At 70.2% G+C, this 21,495-nt stretch carries 22 protein-coding genes; 1 reads left to right on the plus strand and 21 read right to left on the minus strand.

The features are described 5' to 3' along the window. Window positions 1-8 precede the first annotated feature (8 nt). The 16 genes from IGS69_RS05845 to IGS69_RS05920 all read right to left on the minus strand — a co-directional run bounded on the left by IGS69_RS05845 (window position 9) and on the right by IGS69_RS05920 (window position 15,836). Window positions 9-629 (minus strand): GTP-binding protein, encoded by a 621-nt coding sequence (locus IGS69_RS05845; protein ID WP_190897507.1) that lies wholly within the window; start codon window positions 627-629, stop codon window positions 9-11. Further along, window positions 610-1,008, minus strand: coding sequence for a DUF742 domain-containing protein (locus IGS69_RS05850; RefSeq protein WP_190897508.1), 399 nt, complete (start codon window positions 1,006-1,008; stop codon window positions 610-612). Before IGS69_RS05850 ends, IGS69_RS05845 begins: the two co-directional genes overlap by 20 nt. After that, complete coding sequence (locus IGS69_RS05855) at window positions 1,005-1,412, minus strand: roadblock/LC7 domain-containing protein (RefSeq protein WP_053673866.1); 408 nt, start codon at window positions 1,410-1,412, stop codon at window positions 1,005-1,007. Before IGS69_RS05855 ends, IGS69_RS05850 begins: the two co-directional genes overlap by 4 nt. Beyond that, window positions 1,409-3,049 (minus strand): sensor histidine kinase, encoded by a 1,641-nt coding sequence (locus IGS69_RS05860; protein ID WP_190897509.1) that lies wholly within the window; start codon window positions 3,047-3,049, stop codon window positions 1,409-1,411. The genes IGS69_RS05855 and IGS69_RS05860 overlap by 4 nt, the downstream gene beginning before the upstream one ends. Window positions 3,050-3,397: 348 nt before the next feature. Continuing rightward, a complete protein-coding gene (locus IGS69_RS05865; RefSeq protein WP_190897510.1) occupies window positions 3,398-6,247 on the minus strand; it encodes a DEAD/DEAH box helicase in 2,850 nt (949 codons plus the stop codon). Window positions 6,248-6,303: 56 nt separating this feature from the next. Continuing rightward, window positions 6,304-7,191: a diacylglycerol kinase gene (locus tag IGS69_RS05870; RefSeq protein WP_190897511.1), complete on the minus strand. Its 888-nt coding sequence runs from the start codon at window positions 7,189-7,191 to the stop codon at window positions 6,304-6,306. Between the two features lie 31 nt (window positions 7,192-7,222). Then, a complete protein-coding gene (tatC, locus tag IGS69_RS05875; RefSeq protein WP_190897513.1) occupies window positions 7,223-8,185 on the minus strand; it encodes a twin-arginine translocase subunit TatC in 963 nt (320 codons plus the stop codon). 47 nt (window positions 8,186-8,232) lie between these two features. Beyond that, window positions 8,233-8,517 (minus strand): Sec-independent protein translocase subunit TatA, encoded by a 285-nt coding sequence (gene tatA, locus IGS69_RS05880; RefSeq protein ID WP_190897514.1) that lies wholly within the window; start codon window positions 8,515-8,517, stop codon window positions 8,233-8,235. A 258-nt stretch (window positions 8,518-8,775) separates the two neighbouring features. Beyond that, on the minus strand, window positions 8,776-8,970 hold the full coding sequence (locus IGS69_RS05885) for a G protein-coupled receptor family protein (protein ID WP_097215657.1): 195 nt from the start codon (window positions 8,968-8,970) through the stop codon (window positions 8,776-8,778). Between the two features lie 45 nt (window positions 8,971-9,015). Next, on the minus strand, window positions 9,016-9,312 hold the full coding sequence (locus IGS69_RS05890) for a hypothetical protein (protein WP_190897515.1): 297 nt from the start codon (window positions 9,310-9,312) through the stop codon (window positions 9,016-9,018). Between the two features lie 104 nt (window positions 9,313-9,416). Continuing rightward, window positions 9,417-10,484 carry a helix-turn-helix transcriptional regulator gene (locus IGS69_RS05895; RefSeq protein ID WP_190897516.1) on the minus strand — a complete coding sequence of 356 codons (1,068 nt, stop codon included), beginning with the start codon at window positions 10,482-10,484 and terminating at the stop codon, window positions 9,417-9,419. Between the two features lie 17 nt (window positions 10,485-10,501). Beyond that, window positions 10,502-11,479: a helix-turn-helix transcriptional regulator gene (locus tag IGS69_RS05900; protein WP_190897517.1), complete on the minus strand. Its 978-nt coding sequence runs from the start codon at window positions 11,477-11,479 to the stop codon at window positions 10,502-10,504. Between the two features lie 128 nt (window positions 11,480-11,607). After that, a complete protein-coding gene (locus tag IGS69_RS05905; protein WP_030848632.1) occupies window positions 11,608-11,979 on the minus strand; it encodes an FKBP-type peptidyl-prolyl cis-trans isomerase in 372 nt (123 codons plus the stop codon). Window positions 11,980-12,035: 56 nt separating this feature from the next. Further along, window positions 12,036-13,016: an FKBP-type peptidyl-prolyl cis-trans isomerase gene (locus IGS69_RS05910; protein ID WP_190897518.1), complete on the minus strand. Its 981-nt coding sequence runs from the start codon at window positions 13,014-13,016 to the stop codon at window positions 12,036-12,038. Window positions 13,017-13,205: 189 nt separating this feature from the next. Next, window positions 13,206-14,567: a Pup--protein ligase gene (gene pafA, locus IGS69_RS05915; protein ID WP_031106199.1), complete on the minus strand. Its 1,362-nt coding sequence runs from the start codon at window positions 14,565-14,567 to the stop codon at window positions 13,206-13,208. Window positions 14,568-14,576: 9 nt separating this feature from the next. After that, the gene (locus tag IGS69_RS05920; protein WP_190897519.1) at window positions 14,577-15,836 is read right to left on the minus strand and encodes an MFS transporter; all 1,260 of its coding nucleotides are present in this window, start codon (window positions 15,834-15,836) and stop codon (window positions 14,577-14,579) included. 54 nt (window positions 15,837-15,890) lie between these two features. Between IGS69_RS05920 and IGS69_RS05925 the strand changes: the two genes are divergently transcribed. Further along, entirely contained in the window at window positions 15,891-16,943 is a 1,053-nt protein-coding gene (locus IGS69_RS05925; RefSeq protein WP_190897520.1) for a LacI family DNA-binding transcriptional regulator, read from the plus strand. 384 nt (window positions 16,944-17,327) lie between these two features. On the opposite strand, the gene prcA is transcribed toward IGS69_RS05925, so the two are convergent. The 5 genes from prcA to dop all read right to left on the minus strand — a co-directional run bounded on the left by prcA (window position 17,328) and on the right by dop (window position 21,484). Beyond that, the gene (gene prcA, locus IGS69_RS05930) at window positions 17,328-18,077 is read right to left on the minus strand and encodes a proteasome subunit alpha (protein ID WP_190897521.1); all 750 of its coding nucleotides are present in this window, start codon (window positions 18,075-18,077) and stop codon (window positions 17,328-17,330) included. 70 nt (window positions 18,078-18,147) lie between these two features. Then, window positions 18,148-18,993: a proteasome subunit beta gene (gene prcB / locus IGS69_RS05935; protein WP_190897522.1), complete on the minus strand. Its 846-nt coding sequence runs from the start codon at window positions 18,991-18,993 to the stop codon at window positions 18,148-18,150. Further along, the gene (locus IGS69_RS05940) at window positions 18,945-19,538 is read right to left on the minus strand and encodes an endonuclease VII domain-containing protein (protein WP_232543444.1); all 594 of its coding nucleotides are present in this window, start codon (window positions 19,536-19,538) and stop codon (window positions 18,945-18,947) included. The genes prcB and IGS69_RS05940 overlap by 49 nt, the downstream gene beginning before the upstream one ends. Window positions 19,539-19,575: 37 nt before the next feature. Then, complete coding sequence (locus tag IGS69_RS05945; RefSeq protein ID WP_030955201.1) at window positions 19,576-19,794, minus strand: ubiquitin-like protein Pup; 219 nt, start codon at window positions 19,792-19,794, stop codon at window positions 19,576-19,578. Window positions 19,795-19,972: 178 nt separating this feature from the next. Further along, window positions 19,973-21,484 carry a depupylase/deamidase Dop gene (dop, locus tag IGS69_RS05950; protein ID WP_353784508.1) on the minus strand — a complete coding sequence of 504 codons (1,512 nt, stop codon included), beginning with the start codon at window positions 21,482-21,484 and terminating at the stop codon, window positions 19,973-19,975. Window positions 21,485-21,495 lie beyond the last annotated feature (11 nt).

Below are 21,495 nucleotides of genomic sequence, written 5' to 3' on the forward strand. Positions count from 1 at the left end.
GACACGGATCAGGTGCGCGCGCCCGTCATGGCGAGCGAGTGCAGGAAGCGCATGAGCGTCATCAGGACGTCACGGCTGGAGGCCCGCCGCCGCACGTCGCACTCGATGATCGGGATGTCCGGCGTGAGGTCGAGGGCCGTGCGCAGCTCCTCGATGGCGTAACGCGGGGCGTCGGGGAAGGAGTTGATGGCGACCACGAACGGCACGCCGCGCTCCTCCAGGCGCCCCATGACGTCGAAGCTGACCTCCAGCCGCCGGGTGTCGACCAGCACCACCGCGCCGAGCGCGCCCTCGAACAGGCCGTTCCACAGGAACCAGAAGCGCTGCTGGCCGGGCGTGCCGAAGAGATACAGCACCAGCTGTTCCGTGATGCTGATCCGGCCGAAGTCCATGGCCACGGTGGTGGCCGTCTTGGACGCGGAGCCGAAGTTGTCGTCGACACCGATGCCGGCCTGCGTCATGGTCTCCTCGGTGGTCAGCGGAGTGATCTCGCTGACCGAGCCGACCATGGTCGTCTTGCCGACGCCGAAGCCACCCACGATCACGATCTTGGCCGCGGCCTGTGCCGTCTGGGGCAGCTGGTCCTCGGCCCGGGGGCCCGGGATGGAGTCAGAGCCGTTGAAGTCCATTCATCACCGCTTCGAGGAGGGAACGGTCGGAGCGCGCCTTGCGGACGATCGGGGCGCGCGCCTGCACCAGTTCCGCCGTCAGCAACTCGGTGAGCAGCACGCCCATCGCGCTGAACGGCAAGTGGAGGTAGGCCGACAGCTCGGCCACGGACAGGGGGGCGGCGCAGAGTCGGAGCAGCGCCGCCTGCTCGGGAGAGGCGGACGGCGGCGGGTCCGTGGCACGCGCCACGATTAACGTCACCAGGTCGAGCTCGGCCCGTTCGCCGTCCGGGCCGGCCACCACGTACATCCGCTCCGGGTTGCCGGGTTTGCCGTCGCCCTCCTGGGGCGTGGCCGGTTCCGGGACGTGGTCGCGCCTCTGGCGTTGCGGAGGCGTCATACGATCTGCCCGTTCCGCCGGGGCGGGCTGGTGAGGTGGCCGCCGATCCGGACGACGAGGTCGCGCATCATCGCGCTCATCCGGCCGGGTTCGCACCGCACGTCGGAGAGCACCGCGAGGAAGGCGTTGGCGCCCGCGCCCATCAGATAGAAGTAGCCCTGGTCGATCTCGATCATGACGAGCTTCATCTCGCCGTCGCCCACGGTGAGTTCCTGGCAGATGCTGCCCGCGAGGGACTGCAGGCCGGCGCAGGCCGCGGCGACCCGGTCGGCCGCGTCCGGTTCGCCGCCGTAGCGTGCGATGCGCAGGCCGTCGGCCGAGAGCACCACGATCATCTCGATGCCCGGTACACCGTCGGCGAGCTGCTTGAGCATCCAGTCGAAGTTGCCTCGCTGCTGGATCACTTGAGATCCCCCTCGTCGTCGGCCTCGGTGGGGGCCGGGTCGTTGATCAGGTGCAGGTACTTGGTCGGGTTCCGGATGAAGTCGGTCGGGTGGGTGCCGGGCTCGATGCCCTGCTTGAGTCCCTCCCAGAAGGCTTCGAGGCCCTTGCCGGGGGCGTCGGGCGACGACATGTCGTGCCATGACTTGGGCTCGGGCTCCGGTGTCGCCCAGGGGTTGAACTCGCCCCGTTCGGCGGCCTCCCGGTCGGCCTGCTCGTTGGCCGCCTGCTGGGCGAGCCGCTCGGCGAGGGGCATCTTCACCTTGCTGCGGCGCTGCGGCAGGCCGTTCGCCGTCCACTCGGTGACCTCGGGGACGTCGTCGTCCTCCATGGAGACCGTGGCGGGGATCTTCGGGCTGGTGGGGCGTCGCCGCTTGGGTGCGCGCTTCGGGCCCTCGGGGATGCCGACCTTCATGGGGATGCCGGTGGCGCCGATGCCGTGGGCGAGTCCGACGCCGGGCTCGTGGGTGATCATCTGGCTGGGCACGATGAGGATGGCCCGGACGCCGCCGTACGCGGAGGCGCGCAGCGAGACCTGCATGTTGTACGCCGTGCAGAGGCGGCCCACGACGGCCAGTCCGAGGCGCGGGTGCTCGCCGATGTCCTGGAGGTCGATGCCCGCCTTGGCGTCCTCCAGCATTCCCTCGATCCGGGCACGGGCCTCCTCGTTGAGGTTGACGCCGCCGTCCTCGATCTCGATGCAGACGCCGGTCTGCACCTCGGTCGCGGTGACGTGCACCTTGGTCTGCGGCGGCGAGTAGCGCGTGGCGTTGTCGAGGAGTTCGGCGGCGGCGTGGATGACCGGCTCGACGTAGATGCCCTTGACGCTGATCTTGGCGATGGAGGACAGCTGGATGCGCCGGTACTCCAGGATGCGGGACATGGCGCCGCGCAGGGTGCTGTACAGGGACACCGGCTGGGGCCACTGCCGGCCGGGGCGGCCGCCGCCGAGGACGGAGACGGAGTCGGCCAGGCGGCCGATCAGGGCGTTGCCGTGGTCGATGCGCAGCAGGTCGTCGAAGACCTCGGGGTTGCGGCCGTGGTCCTCCTCCATCTCCCGGAGTTCCTCGGCCTGCTGATGGATGATCGCCTGGACGCGGCGGGCGACACTGACGAAGGAGCGCGCGGCCGCGTCCCGCATGGTCACTTCGCGGTCGACGATCTTGAGCACCGTCAGCAGCGTCTCGGCCTGCGGGGCGGACAGGTCGCGGAACGCGGGGTTGGAGAGGCGGAGCTTGCGAATCACCTCCCTGGGGGATTCTCCGGTGCCCAGCAGGCTGAGCGCGGCGGGGACGATCTCCCTCGAGAAGTGGACCGAATCGTTCTCGTGGGCGGCGATCCGCTGTTCCAGATGCGCGCTGTGCCGGGCGTGCTCCGCACGCTGGTTGCGCAGCGCACGGCCACGGCGCACCGCCTCGGCCGCCGTCGCGAGCACCAGCGCGGTGGCGATGCCACCACACCAGCCGACGGCGCCCCGAGCCGGCTCCGCCACCAGGGCGACGGCGGCTCCGGTCGCCGCGGCCATGACTATGGCCGGCAGCAACAGCACGCGCGCGTAGGGGAGTTCACGGCGACCGGGAGGGGATTGAACACTCACCATGTGGGCCTTCTGACAGGAGTCGACTGAGGTTCGGGGTGACGTGCAGGGGGGTATGTCATGAAGCTGTCGGGATCTTCCACACATTGGGGAACAAGCGCACGAATTCATCTCAAGCCGGTGCGCTGCGGGCGAGCTTAGTCCGACCGGATCATCGCCGTGTCATATTCAGCAACCGCCGGAAACGGGACGCGAAGGGATAGTACGCTCGGTCATTTACACGCTGCGACATCGTTCGAATGCGCTACGTGAGGGCGTACAGGCATACGAAAGCCCACTCACCGTGACGGGTGAATGGGCCTGGGGAACTGCGCGAGCGACGGCCTACGGCCGGCACCCGCGCAGCAGAGGTCACCCCACCGAGGAGTACGCGACAACCCCCCGCAGCATCAGATCAACGGCCTTGCGCGCGTTCTTCACCACGGAAGACCCCTGCGGAGCAGCCGCCGCGATCTGCCCGAGCACATCGATGACCTGCTTGCTCCACCGCACGAAGTCCCCCGCGGGCATCTCCGCCTCGCGCAGCACCTCGTCGAGCCCCTTCCCGGAGGCCCACTCGTACGCGGCCCAGGCGAAGCCGAGATCGGGCTCGCGCTGCCCGACCCCCTCGGTCTGGGTGATCCGGAAGTCCTCCTCCAGCGCGTCCAGCCGCCCCCAGATCCGCACCATCTCGCCCAGCGCGGCCTTGGCCTTCCCCGACGGCACCTTGGGCGCCATCGCGTCGTCCGCGGCCCGCGCCTCGAACACCAGCGCCGAGACACACGAGGCCAGTTCGGCCGGGGCCAGGCCCTCCCAGACACCCTCGCGCAGACACTCGCTGGCGAGCAGGTCCAGCTCGCCGTACAGCCGCGCGAGCCGCTTGCCGTGCTCGGTGACCTCGTCGCCGCGCAGGTAGTCCAGGTCGGTCAGCAGCGCCACGATGCGGTCGAACGTCCGGGCGATCGTGTTCGTACGGCCCTCGATGCGCCGCTCCAGCTGCGAGGTGTCGCGCAGCAGCCGGTGGTACCGTTCGGCCCAACGCGCGTGGTCCTCACGGTCGTTGCACCCATGGCAGGGGTGGGCGCGGAGCGCGGTCCGCAGCCGGGCGATCTCGCGGTCGTCGGCCGCCTGGGAGCGCCGCTTGCGGTGCCGCTCGGCCGGGATGTGCCCGGCCTTGGTGCGCAGCGCCGAGGCGAGGTCCCGGCGGGACTGCGGGGAGCGGGCGTTGAAGGACTTCGGGATCCGCATCCGCTCCAGCGGTTCGACGGGCACCGGGAAGTCCATGGACGCCAGCCGCTTCACCTGCCGCTCGGCGGTCAGCACCAGCGGACGCGGCCCGTCGTGCTGCTCGAAGCCGCGGTGGCCGTTCGAACGGCCCGCCGGCAGGCCCGGGTCCAGCACCAGCGCCAGGCCGGCGTACTTGCCGGTGGGCACGTGGATGACGTCACCGGGCTTGAGCTTCTCCAGCGCGACGGCGGCCTCGGCGCGCCGCTGTGCCGCGCCCTGCCGGGCGATCTCGTTCTCCCGGTCCTTCAGTTCGCGGCGCAGCCGCGCGTACTCCTCGAAGTCGCCGAGGTGGCAGGTCATGGAGGCCTTGTAGCCCTCCAGGCCTTCTTCGTTGCGCTGCACCTGCCGGGAGATGCCGACGACCGACTTGTCCGCCTGGAACTGCGCGAAGGACGTCTCCAGCAGCTCACGCGAGCGGTGCCGCCCGAACTGCTCGACCAGGTTGACCGCCATGTTGTACGACGGCTTGAAGCTGGACCGCAGCGGGTAGGTGCGCGTGCCGGCCAGGCCCGCGAGGTGCTCGGGGCTGGAGCCGCGCTGCCACAGCACCACGGCGTGGCCCTCGACGTCGATGCCGCGGCGCCCCGCACGCCCCGTCAGCTGCGTGTACTCGCCCGGCGTGATGTCCGCGTGCTGCTCGCCGTTCCACTTGACGAGCTTCTCCAGCACCACCGAGCGGGCGGGCATGTTGATCCCGAGGGCGAGGGTCTCGGTCGCGAACACGGCCTTGACCAGGCCGCGCACGAACAGTTCCTCGACGACCTCCTTGAAGGTCGGCAGCATGCCCGCGTGGTGCGCGGCGATGCCCCGCTCCAGGCCCTCGAGCCACTCGTAGTAGCCGAGGACGTGCAGATCCTCGGTCGGGATGGAGGCGGTGCGCTCCTCGACCAGGGCGCGCACCCGCTCGCGCGCCTCCTCGTCGTTGAGCCGCAGTCCCGCGTGCAGGCACTGCTGGACGGCGGCGTCGCAGGCGGCGCGGCTGAAGATGAAGGTGATGGCGGGCAGCAGCCCCTCGGCGTCGAGCCGCTCGATGACCTCGGGCCGGCTCGGCGTCCAGATCCGGGTCCGCTGCCGGCGCTCGCGCTCACGGTCGGCCTCGCGCATGGACCGGCCACGCCGCCGGTCCTGGTACGACGGCCGGCTCGCCTCCATGCGCGCCATGCGCATGAGGTCGGGGTTGACGGCCTTCTTGTGGCCCTCGCCCTCCTCGAACAGGTCGTACATCCGCCGCCCGGCCAGCACGTGCTGGAACAGCGGCACGGGCCGGTGCTCGGAGACGATCACCTCCGTGTCGCCACGGACCGTGTCGAGCCAGTCACCGAACTCCTCGGCGTTCGAGACGGTCGCCGAGAGCGAGACGAGCGTGACCGACTCGGGAAGGTGGATGATCACTTCTTCCCACACGGCGCCCCGGAACCGGTCGGAGAGGTAGTGCACCTCGTCCATGACCACGTAGCCGAGGCCCAGGAGGGTCTGGGAACCGGCGTACAGCATGTTCCGCAGCACCTCGGTGGTCATCACGACGATCGGCGCCTCGGAGTTGACGCTGTTGTCGCCGGTGAGCAGGCCCACCTTGTCCGTGCCGTAGCGGCGGCACAGGTCGGCGTACTTCTGGTTCGACAGGGCCTTGATGGGTGTCGTGTAGAAGCACTTCTTGCCCTGCTGGAGGGCGAGGTGGACGGCGAACTCGCCGACGATCGTCTTGCCCGAGCCGGTGGGCGCCGCGACGAGCACGCCCTTCCCTTCCTCGAGCGCCTGGCAGGCCTCGATCTGGAAGGGGTCGAGACCGAAGTCGTACATCTCGCGGAAGCCCGCGAGCGCGGTGGCCTGCTCGGCTGCCCGCAGGCGGGCTGCCGCGTACCGCTCGGCCGGTGAGAGGTCTTCTGTCATCGTGCTTTCGAGCGTACCGGGCCGCACTGACAACAGGACGATCATTATCCGGATCGGTTCCTGTGAAACCAGGAATCGGCGCAGCTCAGGAGCGTCGGGCCTCAGGGGCCGACGACCCGCACGCCCCCGCGCACGCAGCGCGCGTTCAGCGGCAGCGGGCCGAGCGGCTCTCCGTCGGCATAGCCGGTGACGCCCTCGGCGGCGATCTCGACCCTGGCCGCCCGCAGCACGGTCACCTTCGGATGGTCGACGTGCGTCCCCCGGTACACCCTCGGGAACACCCGCAGCAGTGTGGTGCGGCTGCAGTCCCCGACCACCGTGACGTCGAACAGCCCGTCGGTCAGATCGGCGCCGGGACAGATCCGCATGCCGCCGCCGTACGAGGAGCCGTTGCCGACGGCCACGAGCGTCGCCTCGGCCTCCAGGACCTCGTCGTCGAGCCGGATCCGGTACGGGACGGGCCGGAACCCGGCGAGTTCGCCGATCATCGCCAGGTCGTACTTGAGGCGGCCGGTGGGCCATCGCATACGGTTGCCGCGGTCGTTGACGCGGGAGTCGAAGCCGGAGGCGAGGACCGTGCCGAACCAGCGGTCGCCCACCTGCCCGAGGTCGATGTCGCGGATCCGGCCGCACTTGAGGGCGTCGGCGATCATGCGGCCCGCGGCGGCCGGCTCCCGCACGGGCAGGCCCAGGGCGCGGGCGAAGTCGTTGCCGGTTCCGACGGCGATCAGGCCGAGCGGGGTGCGGGTGCCCGCGACCGCACGCAGCGCGAGGGCCGCCATCCCGTCGCCACCGACGGCGATCAGCGCGCCCGTGCCGGCCTCGACGGCGGCCCGCGCGCGTACCAGGGCGTCCGCGGCGTCCTCCCCGAGGACCGTCCGGACCGAGAAGCCGGCCGCCCGCAACGCGGAAGCGGCCGGCTGCGCCGCGCGGGCGCCCCGGCCGCGGCCCGCGGTGGGGTTGACGAAGAGGGTGATCTCGCTGGTCACGGGAGCGACCCTATGATCTGCCAGCCGATCTTCAGGTCACGTCGTCATAACCGTTGACCCGGTCCGAGCGGTCCGAGCTCGCCTGCTCGGGCAGGGCGGCCCGGCTGGTGGTCACGGGCTCGATCTCGCCGATGTCGTCGGGGGTGAGGTCCAGCTCGGAGGCCTCGTCGTCGGCGGGGCCGAGGGCCTCGCGCCGGGCCTTGCGGCGGTCGTTGAGCAGGGAGAAGGCGACGGCCGCGAAGTACAGGATCCAGATCGGCGCCGCCAGCGCCAGCATGGTCAGCGGGTCGGTGCTGGGGGTGGCGATGGCCGCGAAGACCGTGATGCCCATGATCATGCCGCGCCACCAGCCGAGCATGCGCTTGCCGGTCAGTACCCCGGTGAGGTTGAGCATGACCAGCAGCAGCGGCAGCTCGAAGGAGAGGCCGAAGACGAGCACCATCCGCATGACCAGGTCGAGCAGGTCGTCCAGCGGAAGGAGGTTGGACGTGCCGCCCGGGGTGAACTCCAGGAGCACCTTGGCCGTGGTGGGGAGCACCGTGTACGCGAAGTAGGCGCCGATGATGAACAGCGGGGCGCCGGTGGCGACGAAGGCGTAGGCGTACTTCTTCTCGTGCCGGTGCAGGCCCGGCGCGACGAAGGCCCAGAGCTGGTAGAGCCAGACCGGGGAGGCCAGGACGACGCCGGCCATCAGGGAGACCTTCAGCGCCAGCGTGAAGGGGGTGAGCAGGCCGTTGATGGTGATCTGCGCACAGGGCTTCGCGCCGGGCTGCGACTGGGCCAGCTCCGCGAAGGTCTTCTCACAGCCGACCGAGTCGAGGATCGGCTTGGTGATCAAGTTGATGATGTCGTTGTAGAAGAAGGCGGCGAAGACCGTGACGACGACGATCGCCAGCATCGCCTTGGCGAGCCGGTTGCGGAGCTCGCGAAGGTGCTCCGCGAGGGGCATGCGCCCCTCCGGATCCCTCTCCTGCTTGCGGGCAGACTTCAGCAACCCACGTTCCCATCTCGTGCGGCGGGCCGGAGGTCACCGGCCCTGCGTCAGCGCTTGGTCGTGTCCGTGGGCTCGCTGACCGGGCGCGAGCTGGTCACGTCACCGGGCGCCGCCTGGATGGTGCGCTGCGAGGACTCGTCGGTGTTGTTGGGCGGGCCCGCCGGAGTCGTGGAGGACTTGTTCTCGTCCTTCATCGCCTTGGCCTCGCTCTTGAGGATGCGGGCGGACTTGCCGAGCGACCGAGCCATGTCCGGAAGCTTCTTCGCGCCGAACAGCAGGATGATGACGACGAGGATGAGAATGATCTCGGGGGCTCCGAGCCTTCCGAACATAAGTCTTTACCTTCTCACCGAGGCGGCTGTGGTGGGATGCTGTCCGACCGGTCGGACACATGTCCGAACGATCGTGCTGGCAGCGATCGTAACGCTCGGGGGTGAACGTGAGGCAATCCCTCTGCATCCCCCGTGCGTACTCCCGTCCGCGACCAGTGCCTCGTTAACCGGGCCGCGACCAGCAGCGTACCTGGACGAACCGCCGGGGTGACAGGGCGAAGTGTCCCAAAATCAACTCATGGCGGACGCCCGGCCGGCTCACAGAGCGTCCACGGATCGGGCCGCGGTCTCCGCCGCCCGCTCCAGGTCCTCGGCGGCCCGGTTGATACGGCGCGCCGAGTCCGTGACCTGCCTGCCCAGCCGCTGTGCCTCCACGAAGACCCGCACGGCGAGCACCCCGAGCACGACGAGACCCACGAAACCCACAGCAACCGCGAACATCGGCCAGAACATGACGCCGAGCCTAGACCTTCCTGAACGGGCGCCCGCCCCGACCCTCTAGACGGTGGAGTGCAGTCGCAGGGTCCGTACGCCGCCGCCGGTGAGCAGCTCCACGATCCGCTCCCCCGCCGGCTTGCGGACGGACGCGCCGCACTGGGGGCAGGTGAAGGAGTAGAAGGTCGTGCGGTGCGTAGCGCCGATGGCCAGGCGCAGGGCGCCCGCGGCGAGCTCGAAGGACCCTCGGCAGTCGGGGCAGCCCGCTCTGAACACGACCGGGGTCACGCTTCTCATTCCGGCGAACGCGGACTCCACCGTCATGCCCCCGACACCACCGGACGTCGCCGACTCGTTCAAGCCCTCGCTCCTCTTTCTGGGGTCGTTCGCCTCCGGGGCACCACGCCCGGTTCCGCGGTCCGGCGGCCCTGCCCGGGCCGGGGACCCCGAGGGGCGCCCGCGGCTCACTCGGGTCCGTCGCCCGGCCCGTCCGCGACCGCGTGCGGCCCGCGCGCGTCGGGCTCCTCACGGCGCGCCGTCCGCGCCGTCTCGATCCCGTCGTAGGCCGCCAGCGCCTCGCGGGCCGCCTGGCGGGCGCTGTCGGCGAGCTCCGGCGGTGAGACGATCCGGCCGTCCCGCCCGAGCCGCAGTGCCAGGCGCCGCAGCGACGCCGGTTCGGGGGTCCGCAGGGTGATACGCAGTCCGCCGTCCGGCAGCTCATCCGCACTGTCGTGCGGGTAGTACTCCGCGACCCAGCGGCCGCCGGGCCCGACCTCGACCACGACCTCCGGGTCCTCGGCCGCCGGCTGCACCAGCGCTTCCGACAGGTCCCTCAGCTCGATCTCGGGCGGCGCCGACGGCTCGTCCAGGATCTTGATCTCGGCTACCCGGTCGAGCCGGAAGGTGCGGCGCGCCTCGGAGCGGCGGCACCATGCCTCGACATACGTGTGCCCGACGCTGACCAGGCGGATGGGGTCGATCTCCCGCTCGGTGACCTCGTCGCGCGCGGGCGAGTAGTAGCGGATCCACAGCCGGCGGCGCTCGGCGATGGCACGGTCGACGTCCGCGAAGACACCGCCCTCGGACTCGAAGGTCACCGACAGGCGCGAGCTGGCGCCCGCCGCCTCGCCGGCCGCGGTCTCCACCTTGGCCGTCGCCCGCAGCAGCGCCTGGCGGTCGCTCTCGCGCAGTCCGGGCAGCGTGGACACCGCCCGGGCGGCGACGAGCAGGGCGGTGGCCTCGTCCGCGGCGAGTCTGAGCGGCTCGGCCGCTTCCGCCGCGAGGGCGGCGGGGTTGTGCCACCAGATGCGCTCGCCGTCGGTGTCGATGTCGAGCAGGTCGCCGCCGCGGAAGCTGGTGCCGCACATGGGCAGCACGTCGAGGTCGGAGACCAGCTCGTCCTCGCTGATGCCGAAGGCGCGCGCGACGTCCTCGACCCGGGCTCCGGGGCGCTCCTTCAGATACGTCACCAGCGAGAGCATCCGCCGGGTCTGGTCGATGGCGTTCACGGGCCTGACCGGTTTGCCTGCCACTGTCTTTCCGCTCCCCCTCAGCCCTTGGCCACGGCCCGCAGCCGGTCCACCACGTCGGCCCGCAGCTCGGCGGGCTCCAGGACGACCACGTCCGGCCCGAACTCCACCAGCCAGGCGTCCAGCCCGTGGCCGTACGGAATCTCCAACTCGTCCCAGCCGTCGCCGAGTTCCCGGACGGAGGTGGCCTTCGCCCGAAGGGGGTACCCCGAGCCCGCACGCAGCCGGATCCGCGCCGTGCGGTCGGCGACCTCACCGGCCCAGCTCGCCACGGTCTCCCGGACGGTGACGACGTCCGGTACGGGAGCGGTGTACCGGCCACCGCGCGAGCGGACCTTGCCGGTGATCCGCGACAGCCGGAAGACCCGCTCGGCGCCCCGGTCGCGGTCCCAGCCCGCCAGGTACCAGTGGCCCCGCCAGCACTCCAGCGCCCACGGCTCCACGTGCCGCTGCTCGGGGTGGGCCGCGGTGGCCTTGCGGTAGTCGAAGGCGACGGGTCTGCGGTCCCGGCAGGCGAGCATCAGCGGCTCGAAGGCGGCCTCGTGCACGGGGATGCGCGGCTCCAGCGCGCCGTGCGACCCGTACGGGTCGACGTCCTCGGGGAGCCCGGCCGCGCGCAGCTTCTGCAGGGCGCCGCTGGCCGCTCCGGCGAGCCGGGCCTGCTGCCACACCTTGGCGGCGAGCCCGAGGGCGGCGGCCTCCTCGGCGTCCAGGGTGATGGCCGGGAGGCGGTTGCTGTCGCGGCGGGCCAGATAGCCGACCTCGCCGTCGAGGTTCTCGACGGTCTCGATGACCAGCCCGAGCTCGCGCAGGTCGTCCTTGTCGCGCTCGAACATGCGGTTGAAGGAATCATCGGAGCCGGTCGCGCCGTTGCCCGGCCCGAAGGCCTCGACGTAGGCCTCGATGGAGTCGCGCAGCTCACGCTTGCTGAGCGGCCGGCGTGTCCCGAGCAGACACAGCGCCAGGTTCATCAGCCGCTCGGCCTTGGCAATGGCCATCGACGCGCTTCGCCTCCCTATGGTGCTTACGAGCGATGACCGTACCGCCACACGGTGGCACGGCAAAAGCGGAGGGCCCATGCCCGAACAGGCATGGGCCCCGCATGATCGAGTCTGTCGGAGCTTGCTCAGACTCCGAGCAGGTCGACCACGAAGATCAGCGTCTCGCCGGCCTTGATCAGAGGCGACGGGCTCTGGTTGCCGTAGGCGAGGTGGGCGGGGATGGTCAGCTGGCGGCGGCCGCCGACCTTCATGCCCTGCACGCCCTGGTCCCAGCCCTTGATGACGCGGCCGCCGCCCAGCGGGAAGCGGAACGGGGTCCCGCGGTTCCAGCTGGCGTCGAACTCCTCGCCCGTGCTGAAGGAGACACCCACGTAGTGCACGGTGACGGTCTGGCCGGCCTGCGCGACCGGGCCGTCGCCTTCCCAGATGTCCTTGATCTCGAGGTCCGCCGGGGGCTCGCCGCCCGGGAAGTCGATCTCGGGCTTGTCGATGCTCACTTCATCTCTCCTTGTTACGTGACCTGCGTCGGGGACAGTCTCACAGACCGCCCGGGTCAGACGGTGCCGAGGATGTCCACCGTGAAGACCAGCGTGTTCTTGGCCAGCTCGCTCTGCGGGCTCGCGCCGTAGCCCAGCGAGGGCGGGATCACGAGCAGCACCCGGTCGCCCACGTGCTTGCCGACGAGGCCCTTGTCCCAGCCTGCCACCACGGAGCCGTTGCCGATCTGGAAGGCGGTGGCGCCGCCGTGGTCCCAGGAGGAGTCGAACTTCTTGCCGTCCTCCCACTTGACGCCGGTGTACTGGGCGATGAGTCCCTGGCCGGCCTCGACCTTCTTGCCGTCGCCCTTGATCAGCACCTGCTCCTTGAGGTCCTTCGGAGGCTTCTCGCCCTTGGGGACGGTGATCACCGCGGCCTTCTGCGAGGGGGACTTCACCTCGGGCATGCCCGGTTCGGAGGGTGCCTGCTCGCCCTTGACCTCGGCCTTGGCGTCGACACTGGCGGCACCGACCGGGTCGACCACCCAGATCAGCACGTCCTTGGCGGAGATCCCGGAGGAGGTGTTCAGGCTCTGGCCGATCAGGTCGCCCGCGGTGCCCTGCACCAGGACGCGGCTGCCGGGCTTCTTGCCCTTCACCGCGTCGAGGACCTTCTCGGGAAGCTGCTGGCTGGGCTTGCCGATCTGCTCGATGGACTGCCGGCGGGGCGCCTTGTCACCCGTCGCCCCCGCGGCCCAGGTACCGCCGAGTTCCTGGTCGCCGCCCCACTTCTCGACGGTCCAGTCCAACCGGACGAAGTCCGAGCCCTTGATCGGGGTCCCGCTGCCCGCCGAGACCGTCTTGACCACAGTCTCGTCGGACGGCTTGCCGTCCTTGGGCACGGAGATCTCGGGCTTCGCCCCGACCTTCCCCTTGATCTCGGCGACGCCTCCGGCCGCGTCGCCGTTGTTCCCGTCGTCCGATCCGCACGCGGCGGTGAACAACAGGGCGGGAACGGCCAGCAGCGCGGCCACGAGGCGTTTCGTGTTGTAGTTCATCAGTCCAACTGGGATCGGGAGTGGGGGGCAATGTCCGCCACTCTACGGCGTACACCCTCCGCACTCGCCTCACCCCGCGACACGACGCCGTCCGGGCCCCTCCGGGAGGCCGGAGCCGGTCCGGAAAAGGCCGGTGCCCGGAGGGGTGAAAACCTCCGGGCACCGGCATTCGGAAGGACCGGCGCAGGCTCACATTCCGGCGATCAGCTTCTCCACCCGGTCGTCCACGGAACGGAACGGGTCCTTGCACAGCACGGTCCGCTGGGCCTGGTCGTTGAGCTTGAGGTGAACCCAGTCGACCGTGAAGTCGCGGCGCTGTTCCTGGGCCCGCCGGATGAAGTCGCCGCGCAGCCGGGCCCGAGTGGTCTGCGGCGGAACGGACTTGCCCTCGAAGATCTTCAAGTCGTTGCAGATACGGGCCGCCTGGCCCTTCTTCTCGAGCAGGTAGTACAGGCCACGACGGCGGTGGATGTCGTGGTAGGCGAGGTCTATCTGCGCGACCCGCGGGTGCGACATGGTCATGTTGTGCTTGGCGCGGTACCGCTCGATGAGCTTGTACTTCATGACCCAGTCGATCTCGGTGCCGATGCGGTCGAGGTCCTCGGCCTCGATCGCGTCCAGCGTGCGGCCCCACAGCTCCAGGACCTGCTCGACGGTGCCGGTGCGGATGCCCCGGCGCTCGCAGAAGTCCAGGGCCTTCTCGTAGTACTCGCGCTGCACCTCCAGGGCGGAGGCCTCGCGTCCGCTGGCCAGGCGCACCTTGCGGCGGCCCGTGATGTCGTGGCTGACCTCGCGGATCGCCCGGATCGGGTTCTCCAGGGTGAGGTCCCGCATCACCGTGCCCGCCTCGATCATGCGCAGCACCAGGTCGGTGGCACCGACCTTGAGCAGCATGGTCGTCTCGGACATGTTGGAGTCGCCCACGATGACGTGCAGGCGGCGGTAGCGCTCGGCGTCCGCGTGCGGCTCGTCACGCGTGTTGATGATGGGCCGGGAGCGCGTCGTCGCCGAGGAGACGCCCTCCCAGATGTGTTCGGCCCGCTGGCTGACGCAGTACACGGCGCCGCGCGGCGTCTGCAGCACCTTGCCGGCACCGCACAGCAGTTGCCGGGTGACCAGGAACGGAATCAGAATGTCCGCGAGCCGGGAGAACTCCCCGTGCCGGGCGACCAGATAGTTCTCGTGGCAGCCGTAGGAGTTGCCCGCCGAGTCGGTGTTGTTCTTGAAGAGGTAGACGTCGCCCGCGATTCCCTCCTCGTGCAGGCGTCGTTCGGCGTCCACCAGGAGTCCCTCGAGAATGCGCTCGCCTGCTTTGTCGTGGGTGACCAGTTCGGTCACGTTGTCGCATTCCGGTGTCGCGTATTCCGGATGCGATCCCACGTCGAGATAGAGGCGGGCGCCGTTTCGCAGAAAGACATTGCTGCTGCGGCCCCATGACACGACACGGCGGAAGAGGTACCGCGCCACCTCGTCAGGAGACAGGCGGCGCTGTCCCCTGAACGTGCACGTGACGCCGTACTCGTTCTCCAGCCCGAAAATGCGGCGGTCCATGAGGGAACATTACGCCCGATCCCCTGAACTGAAACGGGGTTCGGGGGCACGGTTTGGATCATTTTCCGAACCGGACACAACAACCGCTCCCTGGCCGGGAGCTGCGACTACCCGTCCTGTGGCCGCCAAAACCAGCAGAGACACGCCACCGGCGACACCCGGCACGGCGAAGCCCCACAGGGCCCCGCCCGCCTCGACGACGGGCCCGGCGACGCCCGCTCCGACCGAGTGGCCCACGGTGAACGTCGTCACCAGCCAGGAGAACGCCTCGGTGACCGTGCCGCGCGGGGCATGACGGTCGACCAGGACGAACGCGCAGGCGATGGCGGGCGCGAGGAAGACCCCGGCGAGCGCGGTGAGGGCCACCATGGGCACCGCGTCCGGCATGAGCATCAGCGGGAGGTAACACACCACCAGAAGGGCCACCAGCACCTGGAGTCGCCGCGCGGGCTCACCGGCCCACTGCCGGGCCCCGTAGACCGCGCCGCCGACCAGCGCGCCGAATCCCAGGGCCGCCATCAGCCAGCCGTACACGGCGTCGCCCCCGTGGGCGTCCGCGTAGGGCACCGAGGCGACCGTGATGGATCCGAGCGCCATCCCGATGAACAGGAACGCCGCCAGCAGCGCGAGCAGTCCCGCCGAGCGCAGCGCGCCGAGCCAGTGCGCCTCCCGCGGGGCCGACCGCCAGGCACGCGAGGGCGGCGAGACGACGACGGACAGCGCCCCCAGCACTCCGATCACGTTCAGCACGAGCAGCGCCGCCTGGGCCGACCACAGGGACACGCACAGCGTCACGAGCAGCGGCCCGACGGTGAACATCACCTCCTGGGCCACGGCGTCCATGGCGTACGCCGTGTGCACCTGGTCCTCGCGGCGCAGCACGGAGGGCCACAGCGCCCGCAGCCCGCCCTCCAGTGGCGGTGTGAAGAGCCCGGCCCCGGCGACGGCCGCGTAGGCGAGCGGCAGCGACCCGATGCCGGAGAAGGCGAAGAGGGCCATCGCGAGCGCGGAGAGGACGGCCGCCGGCAGCTGCACACGCGGCTGTCCGCGCAGGTCCACGATCCTGCCCAGCACGGGCTGCCCTACGGCGTTGGCGACGCCGTAGACGGCCGCCAGCGCCCCCGCCAGGCTGTACGTGCCGCCCTCGGCCCGGACGAACAATACGATCGCGATGGCGGCCGTGGCGTTGGGCAGCCGGCCGACCAGCGTGCCGACGAGCAGCCGGGCGGCGTGCCGCGCCCGAAGGATCTCCAGGTATCCCGTGGCCATGTCCCGCCGTCCTCGCCTAGGGTTGTACGTATAACTTCGGTTTCCATACGTACCATGTCCGCTGTTCACGAGTCCAGACGAAGGAGCAGGCCGACGGTGGCACGAGGCAGCACCCGCCCCACGAGCCGCGACGTCGCCCAGGCCGCCGGCGTCTCCCAGGCGGCGGTCTCCCTGGTCCTGGGCGACAAGTGGCGCGGTCGCGTCGCGGAGGCGACGGCGGAGCGGGTCCGCGAGGCCGCCCGCGAGCTGGGCTACCGGCCGAACCTGGCCGCCCGCAATCTGCGCCTGGGCCGCACCCGCACGGTCCTCCTGGTCGTCCCCGCCCTCACCACCGAGTTCTTCGCCGGCGTCTACACCGGCGCCGCCCGCGTCGCGGCCGAGCACGGCTTCGGTGTGGTCCTCTACCCCTCCCCCGAGGGCATCGGGCCCGCCCGCGACCCCTTCGCCTCCGCACAGGCCGCGCTGGACGGCGTCATCGCCTCATCCATGGCCGCGGACGCGCTGACCGCGATCCGCGGCGAGGCGCTCCCCCTGGTGATGCTGGACAGCGACCCGGCCGGGAGCCTGGGCGCGGCGACGGTGAACCTGGACATCGCCGACGGTGTCCGCCAGGTCGTGGAGCACCTGCTGTCCCTGGGCCACCGCCGCTTCCTCCATCTGGCGGCGGACGTGCCCTCCTGGACCTTCGAGGTACGCGCCCGGGAGCTGGCGGCGAGACTGGCGGAGGTACCGGGCACGTCGGTCCGCACGGCCCGGGCCCCGATCTCCATCGAGGGGGCCGTGGCGTCCGCCGAGGCGGCCCTCTCGGCACCCGGCGCTCGCCCCACCGCCGTGATCTGTGACGACGACCAGCTGGCGGCCGGCACGTACAAGGCGGCTCGCCGTCTGGGTCTGCGCATCCCGGACGACCTGTCGGTCACGGGCGTGGACGACCTGGCCCTCGCGACGGCCATGGACCCGGAGCTGACGACGGTCCGCCTGAACGCCGAGCTGTTCGGCGAGCACGGGATGCGGGCTCTGCTGGCCGTGCTGGAGGACCGCGCCCCCGAGAGCGGCGACATCCCGGTAGAGCTGCTGGTACGCAGCTCTACGGCCCCACCTCGTTGACTGTGCGGGCCGTTGCCGCGGGGGCCTGTGGGTACACAACCCGGCGTCTCAGGGTGCTCGGCGTCTGTGCTGGGGCCGGGTGGGTCCGCAGCCCGGCGGAACGGGGTGCCGCTCTCTTTGGGACGGGTGCCGCCCTAAGCGGCACGCATGCCCGCAGCTAGCCGCCGGACGGCGCAAGGGGCCGTGTCGGGGGGTGTCCGCCCGCAGCGGTTGGCGCGTCAACGGGGAGTCAGTCGGTACCCAACCCCATCGCGCCGTTCCGAGGACGGACACCCCCCGGCGCGGCCCCGACCCACCACCCGGCGGTCAGGCGAAACGCACACAGCAACGCGCCCCGGCCACGAACCACCGGCCGGAGCGCGTCACACCACGTCAGAGTCAGAACTACTCGGCGTCGTCCGACGCCCCCTCCTCGTCACCGCCGGCGGCCCCCGCCCCCGCATCGAGCAGCCGCGACAACTGCCCCCCGCTGATCCGCTTGAACTTGCGCTTCTGCGGCCGGGTCCGGTCCAGCACCGCCACCTCGAGCCGCTCCGCGGGAATCTCCCGCTCGCTGCCGTTGGTGTCGCGGGACAGCGCCTGCACCGCCAGCTTCAGCGCCTCCGCCAGCGTCATGCCCTCCCGGTGGCGCTGGTCCAGATAGCTGCTGATCTGCTCGGCATTGCCGCCCACCGCGACCGAGCCGTGCTCGTCCACGATGGAACCGTCGTGCGGCAGCCGGTAGATCTGGTCGCCCTCGGGGGTCTCCCCGACCTCCGCGACGACCAGCTCCACCTCGTACGGCTTCTCGGCGGCGCTGGAGAAGATCGTGCCCAGCGTCTGCGCGTACACGTTCGCCAGGCCCCGGGCCGTGACATCGTCCCGGTCGTAGGTGTAACCCCGCAGGTCGGCGTAGCGCACGCCGCCGATCCGCAGGTTCTCGTACTCGTTGTACTTGCCGGCGGCCGCGAAGCCGATCCGGTCGTAGATCTCGCTGAACTTGTGCAGCGCACGGGACGGGTTCTCGCCGACGAACACGATGCCGTCGGCGAACTGCAGCACGACCAGGCTGCGACCGCGGGCGATGCCCTTGCGGGCGTACTCCGCCCGGTCGGCCATGGCCTGCTGGGGTGAGACATAGAACGGCGTCGACACCGGTTATCCGTCCCTCTCTGGAAGATTCCGTCGGTTCACTGGACCACCCTCACGAAGACGATCGTCGCCGCTACAGCAGCGCGGCCCGCGGCCCGTCGGGCTGCTCCAGCCGCCGCTCGAGAACCGCGCGCGCGATCTCGGACGCCTCGCTCTCGGTGAGCCGGCGGAAGCCGTCGTCGGTGATCACGGTGACGATGGGATAGATCCGGCGGGCGACATCGGGACCACCGGTCGCCGAGTCGTCGTCTGCCGCGTCGTAGAGCGCCTGGACCACCAGCGTGGTGGCCTCGGTCTCGCTGAGGTCGTCCCGGAAGAGCTTCTTCATCGCGCCGCGCGCGAAGATGGACCCGGATCCGGTGGCCGCGTAGTTGTGCTCCTCGGAGCGGCCGCCGGTGACGTCGTAGGAGAAGATGCGGCCCTTGCCGCGGTCCACGTCGAACCCGGCGAACAGCGGCACCACGGCCAGGCCCTGCATGGCCATGGCGAGGTTGGAGCGGATCATCGTCGACAGCCGGTTCGCCTTGCCCTCGAGGGACAGCTGGGCGCCCTCGACCTTCTCGAAGTGCTCCAGCTCCAGCTGGAACAGCTTCACCATCTCCACGGCCAGGCCCGCCGTGCCGGCGATGCCCACCGCCGAGTACTCGTCGGCCGGGAAGACCTTCTCGATGTCCCGCTGCGCGATGACGTTGCCCATGGTGGCCCGCCGGTCACCGGCGAGGACCACACCGCCGGGGAACGTCACGGCCACGATCGTGGTCCCGTGCGGTGCCTCGACCACGCCCTGGGTGGGCGGCAGTTGCCGGTTGCCGGGCAGGATCTCCGGCTGGTGCTCGGACAGGAAGTCCATGAAGGAGGAAGACCCTGGCGTCAGGAAGGCAGCTGGTAGACGCCCGGTGCTACGAGTGTTGGCTTCCACGCGATTCCTTCCAAGTAAGCGGCGGCCCGGCGGACGGCGTCGGGATCGTCTCCCAACTTGCCGATGGCCGAATTGCAGTTGAAGCACAGTACGCCACGGACCCTACCCGTCTTGTGGCAGTGATCCACATGGGCGGCCGGGGCTTTTAGGCAGATGACGCAGAGCCCCATCTGGGAGGCGACCATCTCGTCCAGCTCGGCTTCGGTGAGGCCGTAATGGCGCTTCAGGTGACGCGCCCGCCCCTCGACTGCTCGGCATGCCTTGCAGGCCGTCGAAAGGCCATCGGAAGCCGTTCTATTGCGATCCCACTCGGCGTGCGGCTTGATCTCCCGGCAGCGTTGGCAGTACTTGTGCCCGTCGGGCGCGGCCACCCTCGGGCGGGGCTTCCTGCCTCGGGCATCCTGGCGCTGCCGGTAGTACGCCGCGGAGCACTCGCGGCAGTACGCCTGAAGACCGTCCCTCACCGCCTTGTTGCTCGCGAAGGCTGCTCGCGGCTTGTCCTGCTTGCACCGCGAGCAGCGCTTCACGCTTTCACTGTCGAACACCCCAACTCCCCCGCCAACCTTCGAATCGAAGGTGAAATCACTCTCCACCCTTTTGAACGAAGGAGCGCACGAAGTCCTCGGCATTTTCTTCGAGCACATCATCGATTTCGTCGAGGACGGAGTCCACGTCGTCGCTCAGCTTCTCCTGACGCTCCTTGAGGTCCTCGGAAGCCTGCGTCTCCGCCGCCTGCTCCTCGACCTCCTCGGTGGACCGGGTGGCCTTCTGCTGTCCGCCGCCGGTGTCCTTGGTCGCCATATCCCTCACCCCGCTCGGTTCGCCCGACACAGTTGCTCGGTCAAGATCAGACCCTACTCGCCGGGTCTGACAATGGCCCCGCAGTTGCTCCAACGTACGGGGGCCACCTCGATGATTCCCGGACCAGGGCTTTTCCACCCTGTCCGGCCGGTTCCCGACGAGTACCCGCTTCAAGCGGTCACCCGCCCGACAGGATCCTGACCAGGTCTTCCGCGGTACGGCAGCGGTCCAGGAGCTCCTTGACGTGATTACGCGTTCCGCGAAGCGGTTCCAGGGTTGGGACCCGCTGCAGCGAATCCCGGCCCGGCAGATCGAAGATCACCGAGTCCCAGGAGGCCGCCGCGACGTCGTCCGCGTACTGCTCCAGGCAGCGGCCGCGGAAGTACGCCCTGGTGTCCTCCGGCGGCACCGTACGGGCCCGCTCCACGTCCGCGTCGGTCAGCAGCCGCTTCATGCGCCCCCGGGCCACCAGACGGTTGTACAGGCCCTTGTCGGGCCGTACGTCCGCGTACTGGAGGTCGACCAGGTGCAGTCGCGCCGCGTCCCAGTCGAGGCTGTCCCGGCGCCGGTAGCCCTCCATGAGCTCCCGCTTGGCGACCCAGTCCAGCTCCCCGGCCAGGCTCATCGGGTCGTGCTCCAGACGGGTGAGGGTGTCCTCCCAGCGGGACAGGACGTCCTTGGTCTGGTCGTCGGCGTCGGCCCCGAACCGCTCCTCCACGTACTTGCGCGCCAGCTCGTAGTACTCCATCTGCAACTGGACCGCCGTGAGTGTGCGGCCGCTGCGGAGCGTTACCAGGCGCTTCAGCGACGGGTCGTGCGAGACCTGGTGGAGCGTGCGGACGGGCTGGTCGACGGCCAGGTCGACGGCGATGAAACCGTCCTCGATCATCGACAGCACCAGCGAGGTCGTGCCCAGCTTGAGGTAGGTCGAGATCTCCGAAAGGTTCGCGTCACCGATGATCACGTGCAGGCGCCGGTACTTCTCGGCGTCCGCGTGCGGCTCGTCCCGGGTGTTGATGATCGGGCGCTTGAGCGTCGTCTCGAGGCCGACCTCGACCTCGAAGTAGTCGGCCCGCTGGCTGAGCTGGAAGCCGTGCTCGTGCCCGTCCTGGCCGATGCCGACGCGGCCGGCCCCGGCGAAGACCTGGCGGGAGACGAAGAACGGCGTCAGGTGGCGCACGATGTCCGAGAAGGGGGTCTCCCGCTTCATCAGGTAGTTCTCGTGCGTGCCGTAGGACGCGCCCTTGTTGTCGGTGTTGTTCTTGTACAGGTGGATCGGCTGGGCACCGGGCAGCTGGGCGGCCCGGTCCGCGGCTTCTGCCATGATCCGCTCGCCGGCCTTGTCCCAGAGGACGGCGTCCCGGGGATTGGTCACCTCGGGTGAGCTGTACTCGGGGTGTGCGTGGTCGACGTAGAGCCGTGCACCGTTGGTGAGGATCACATTGGCCAGGCCGATGTCCTCATCGGTGAGCTGGCTGGAGTCCGCGGCCTCGCGGGCGAGGTCGAAGCCTCGCGCGTCCCGCAGCGGGTTCTCCTCCTCGAAGTCCCAGCGGGCCCGGCGGGCCCGGTGCATCGCCGCCGCGTAGGCGTTCACGATCTGGGACGAGGTGAGCATGGCATTGGCGTTGGGGTGGCCGGGGACGGAGATTCCGTACTCCGTCTCGATGCCCATTACTCGCCGTACGGTCATGCGGCCCTCCT

The organism is Streptomyces tuirus, assembly GCF_014701095.1.
GTDB classification, from domain to species: domain Bacteria; phylum Actinomycetota; class Actinomycetes; order Streptomycetales; family Streptomycetaceae; genus Streptomyces; species Streptomyces tuirus.

What these genes read in the sequence shown, in the direction of transcription:
- IGS69_RS05845 (WP_190897507.1), bottom strand. Translation starts at nt 629, where the DNA reads ATGGACTTCAACGGCTCTGACTCCATCCCGGGCCCCCGGGCCGAGGAC.
- IGS69_RS05860 (WP_190897509.1), bottom strand. Translation starts at nt 3,049, where the DNA reads ATGGTGAGTGTTCAATCCCCTCCCGGTCGCCGTGAACTCCCCTACGCG.
- IGS69_RS05910 (WP_190897518.1), bottom strand. Translation starts at nt 13,016, where the DNA reads ATGAACTACAACACGAAACGCCTCGTGGCCGCGCTGCTGGCCGTTCCC.
- IGS69_RS05945 (WP_030955201.1), bottom strand. Translation starts at nt 19,794, where the DNA reads ATGGCGACCAAGGACACCGGCGGCGGACAGCAGAAGGCCACCCGGTCC.
- IGS69_RS05920 (WP_190897519.1), bottom strand. Translation starts at nt 15,836, where the DNA reads ATGGCCACGGGATACCTGGAGATCCTTCGGGCGCGGCACGCCGCCCGG.
- tatA (WP_190897514.1), bottom strand. Translation starts at nt 8,517, where the DNA reads ATGTTCGGAAGGCTCGGAGCCCCCGAGATCATTCTCATCCTCGTCGTC.
- IGS69_RS05850 (WP_190897508.1), bottom strand. Translation starts at nt 1,008, where the DNA reads ATGACGCCTCCGCAACGCCAGAGGCGCGACCACGTCCCGGAACCGGCC.
- IGS69_RS05885 (WP_097215657.1), bottom strand. Translation starts at nt 8,970, where the DNA reads ATGTTCTGGCCGATGTTCGCGGTTGCTGTGGGTTTCGTGGGTCTCGTC.
- IGS69_RS05900 (WP_190897517.1), bottom strand. Translation starts at nt 11,479, where the DNA reads ATGGCCATTGCCAAGGCCGAGCGGCTGATGAACCTGGCGCTGTGTCTG.
- pafA (WP_031106199.1), bottom strand. Translation starts at nt 14,567, where the DNA reads ATGGACCGCCGCATTTTCGGGCTGGAGAACGAGTACGGCGTCACGTGC.
- IGS69_RS05925 (WP_190897520.1), top strand. Translation starts at nt 15,891, where the DNA reads ATGTCCGCTGTTCACGAGTCCAGACGAAGGAGCAGGCCGACGGTGGCA.
- IGS69_RS05865 (WP_190897510.1), bottom strand. Translation starts at nt 6,247, where the DNA reads ATGATCGTCCTGTTGTCAGTGCGGCCCGGTACGCTCGAAAGCACGATG.
- dop (WP_353784508.1), bottom strand. Translation starts at nt 21,484, where the DNA reads ATGACCGTACGGCGAGTAATGGGCATCGAGACGGAGTACGGAATCTCC.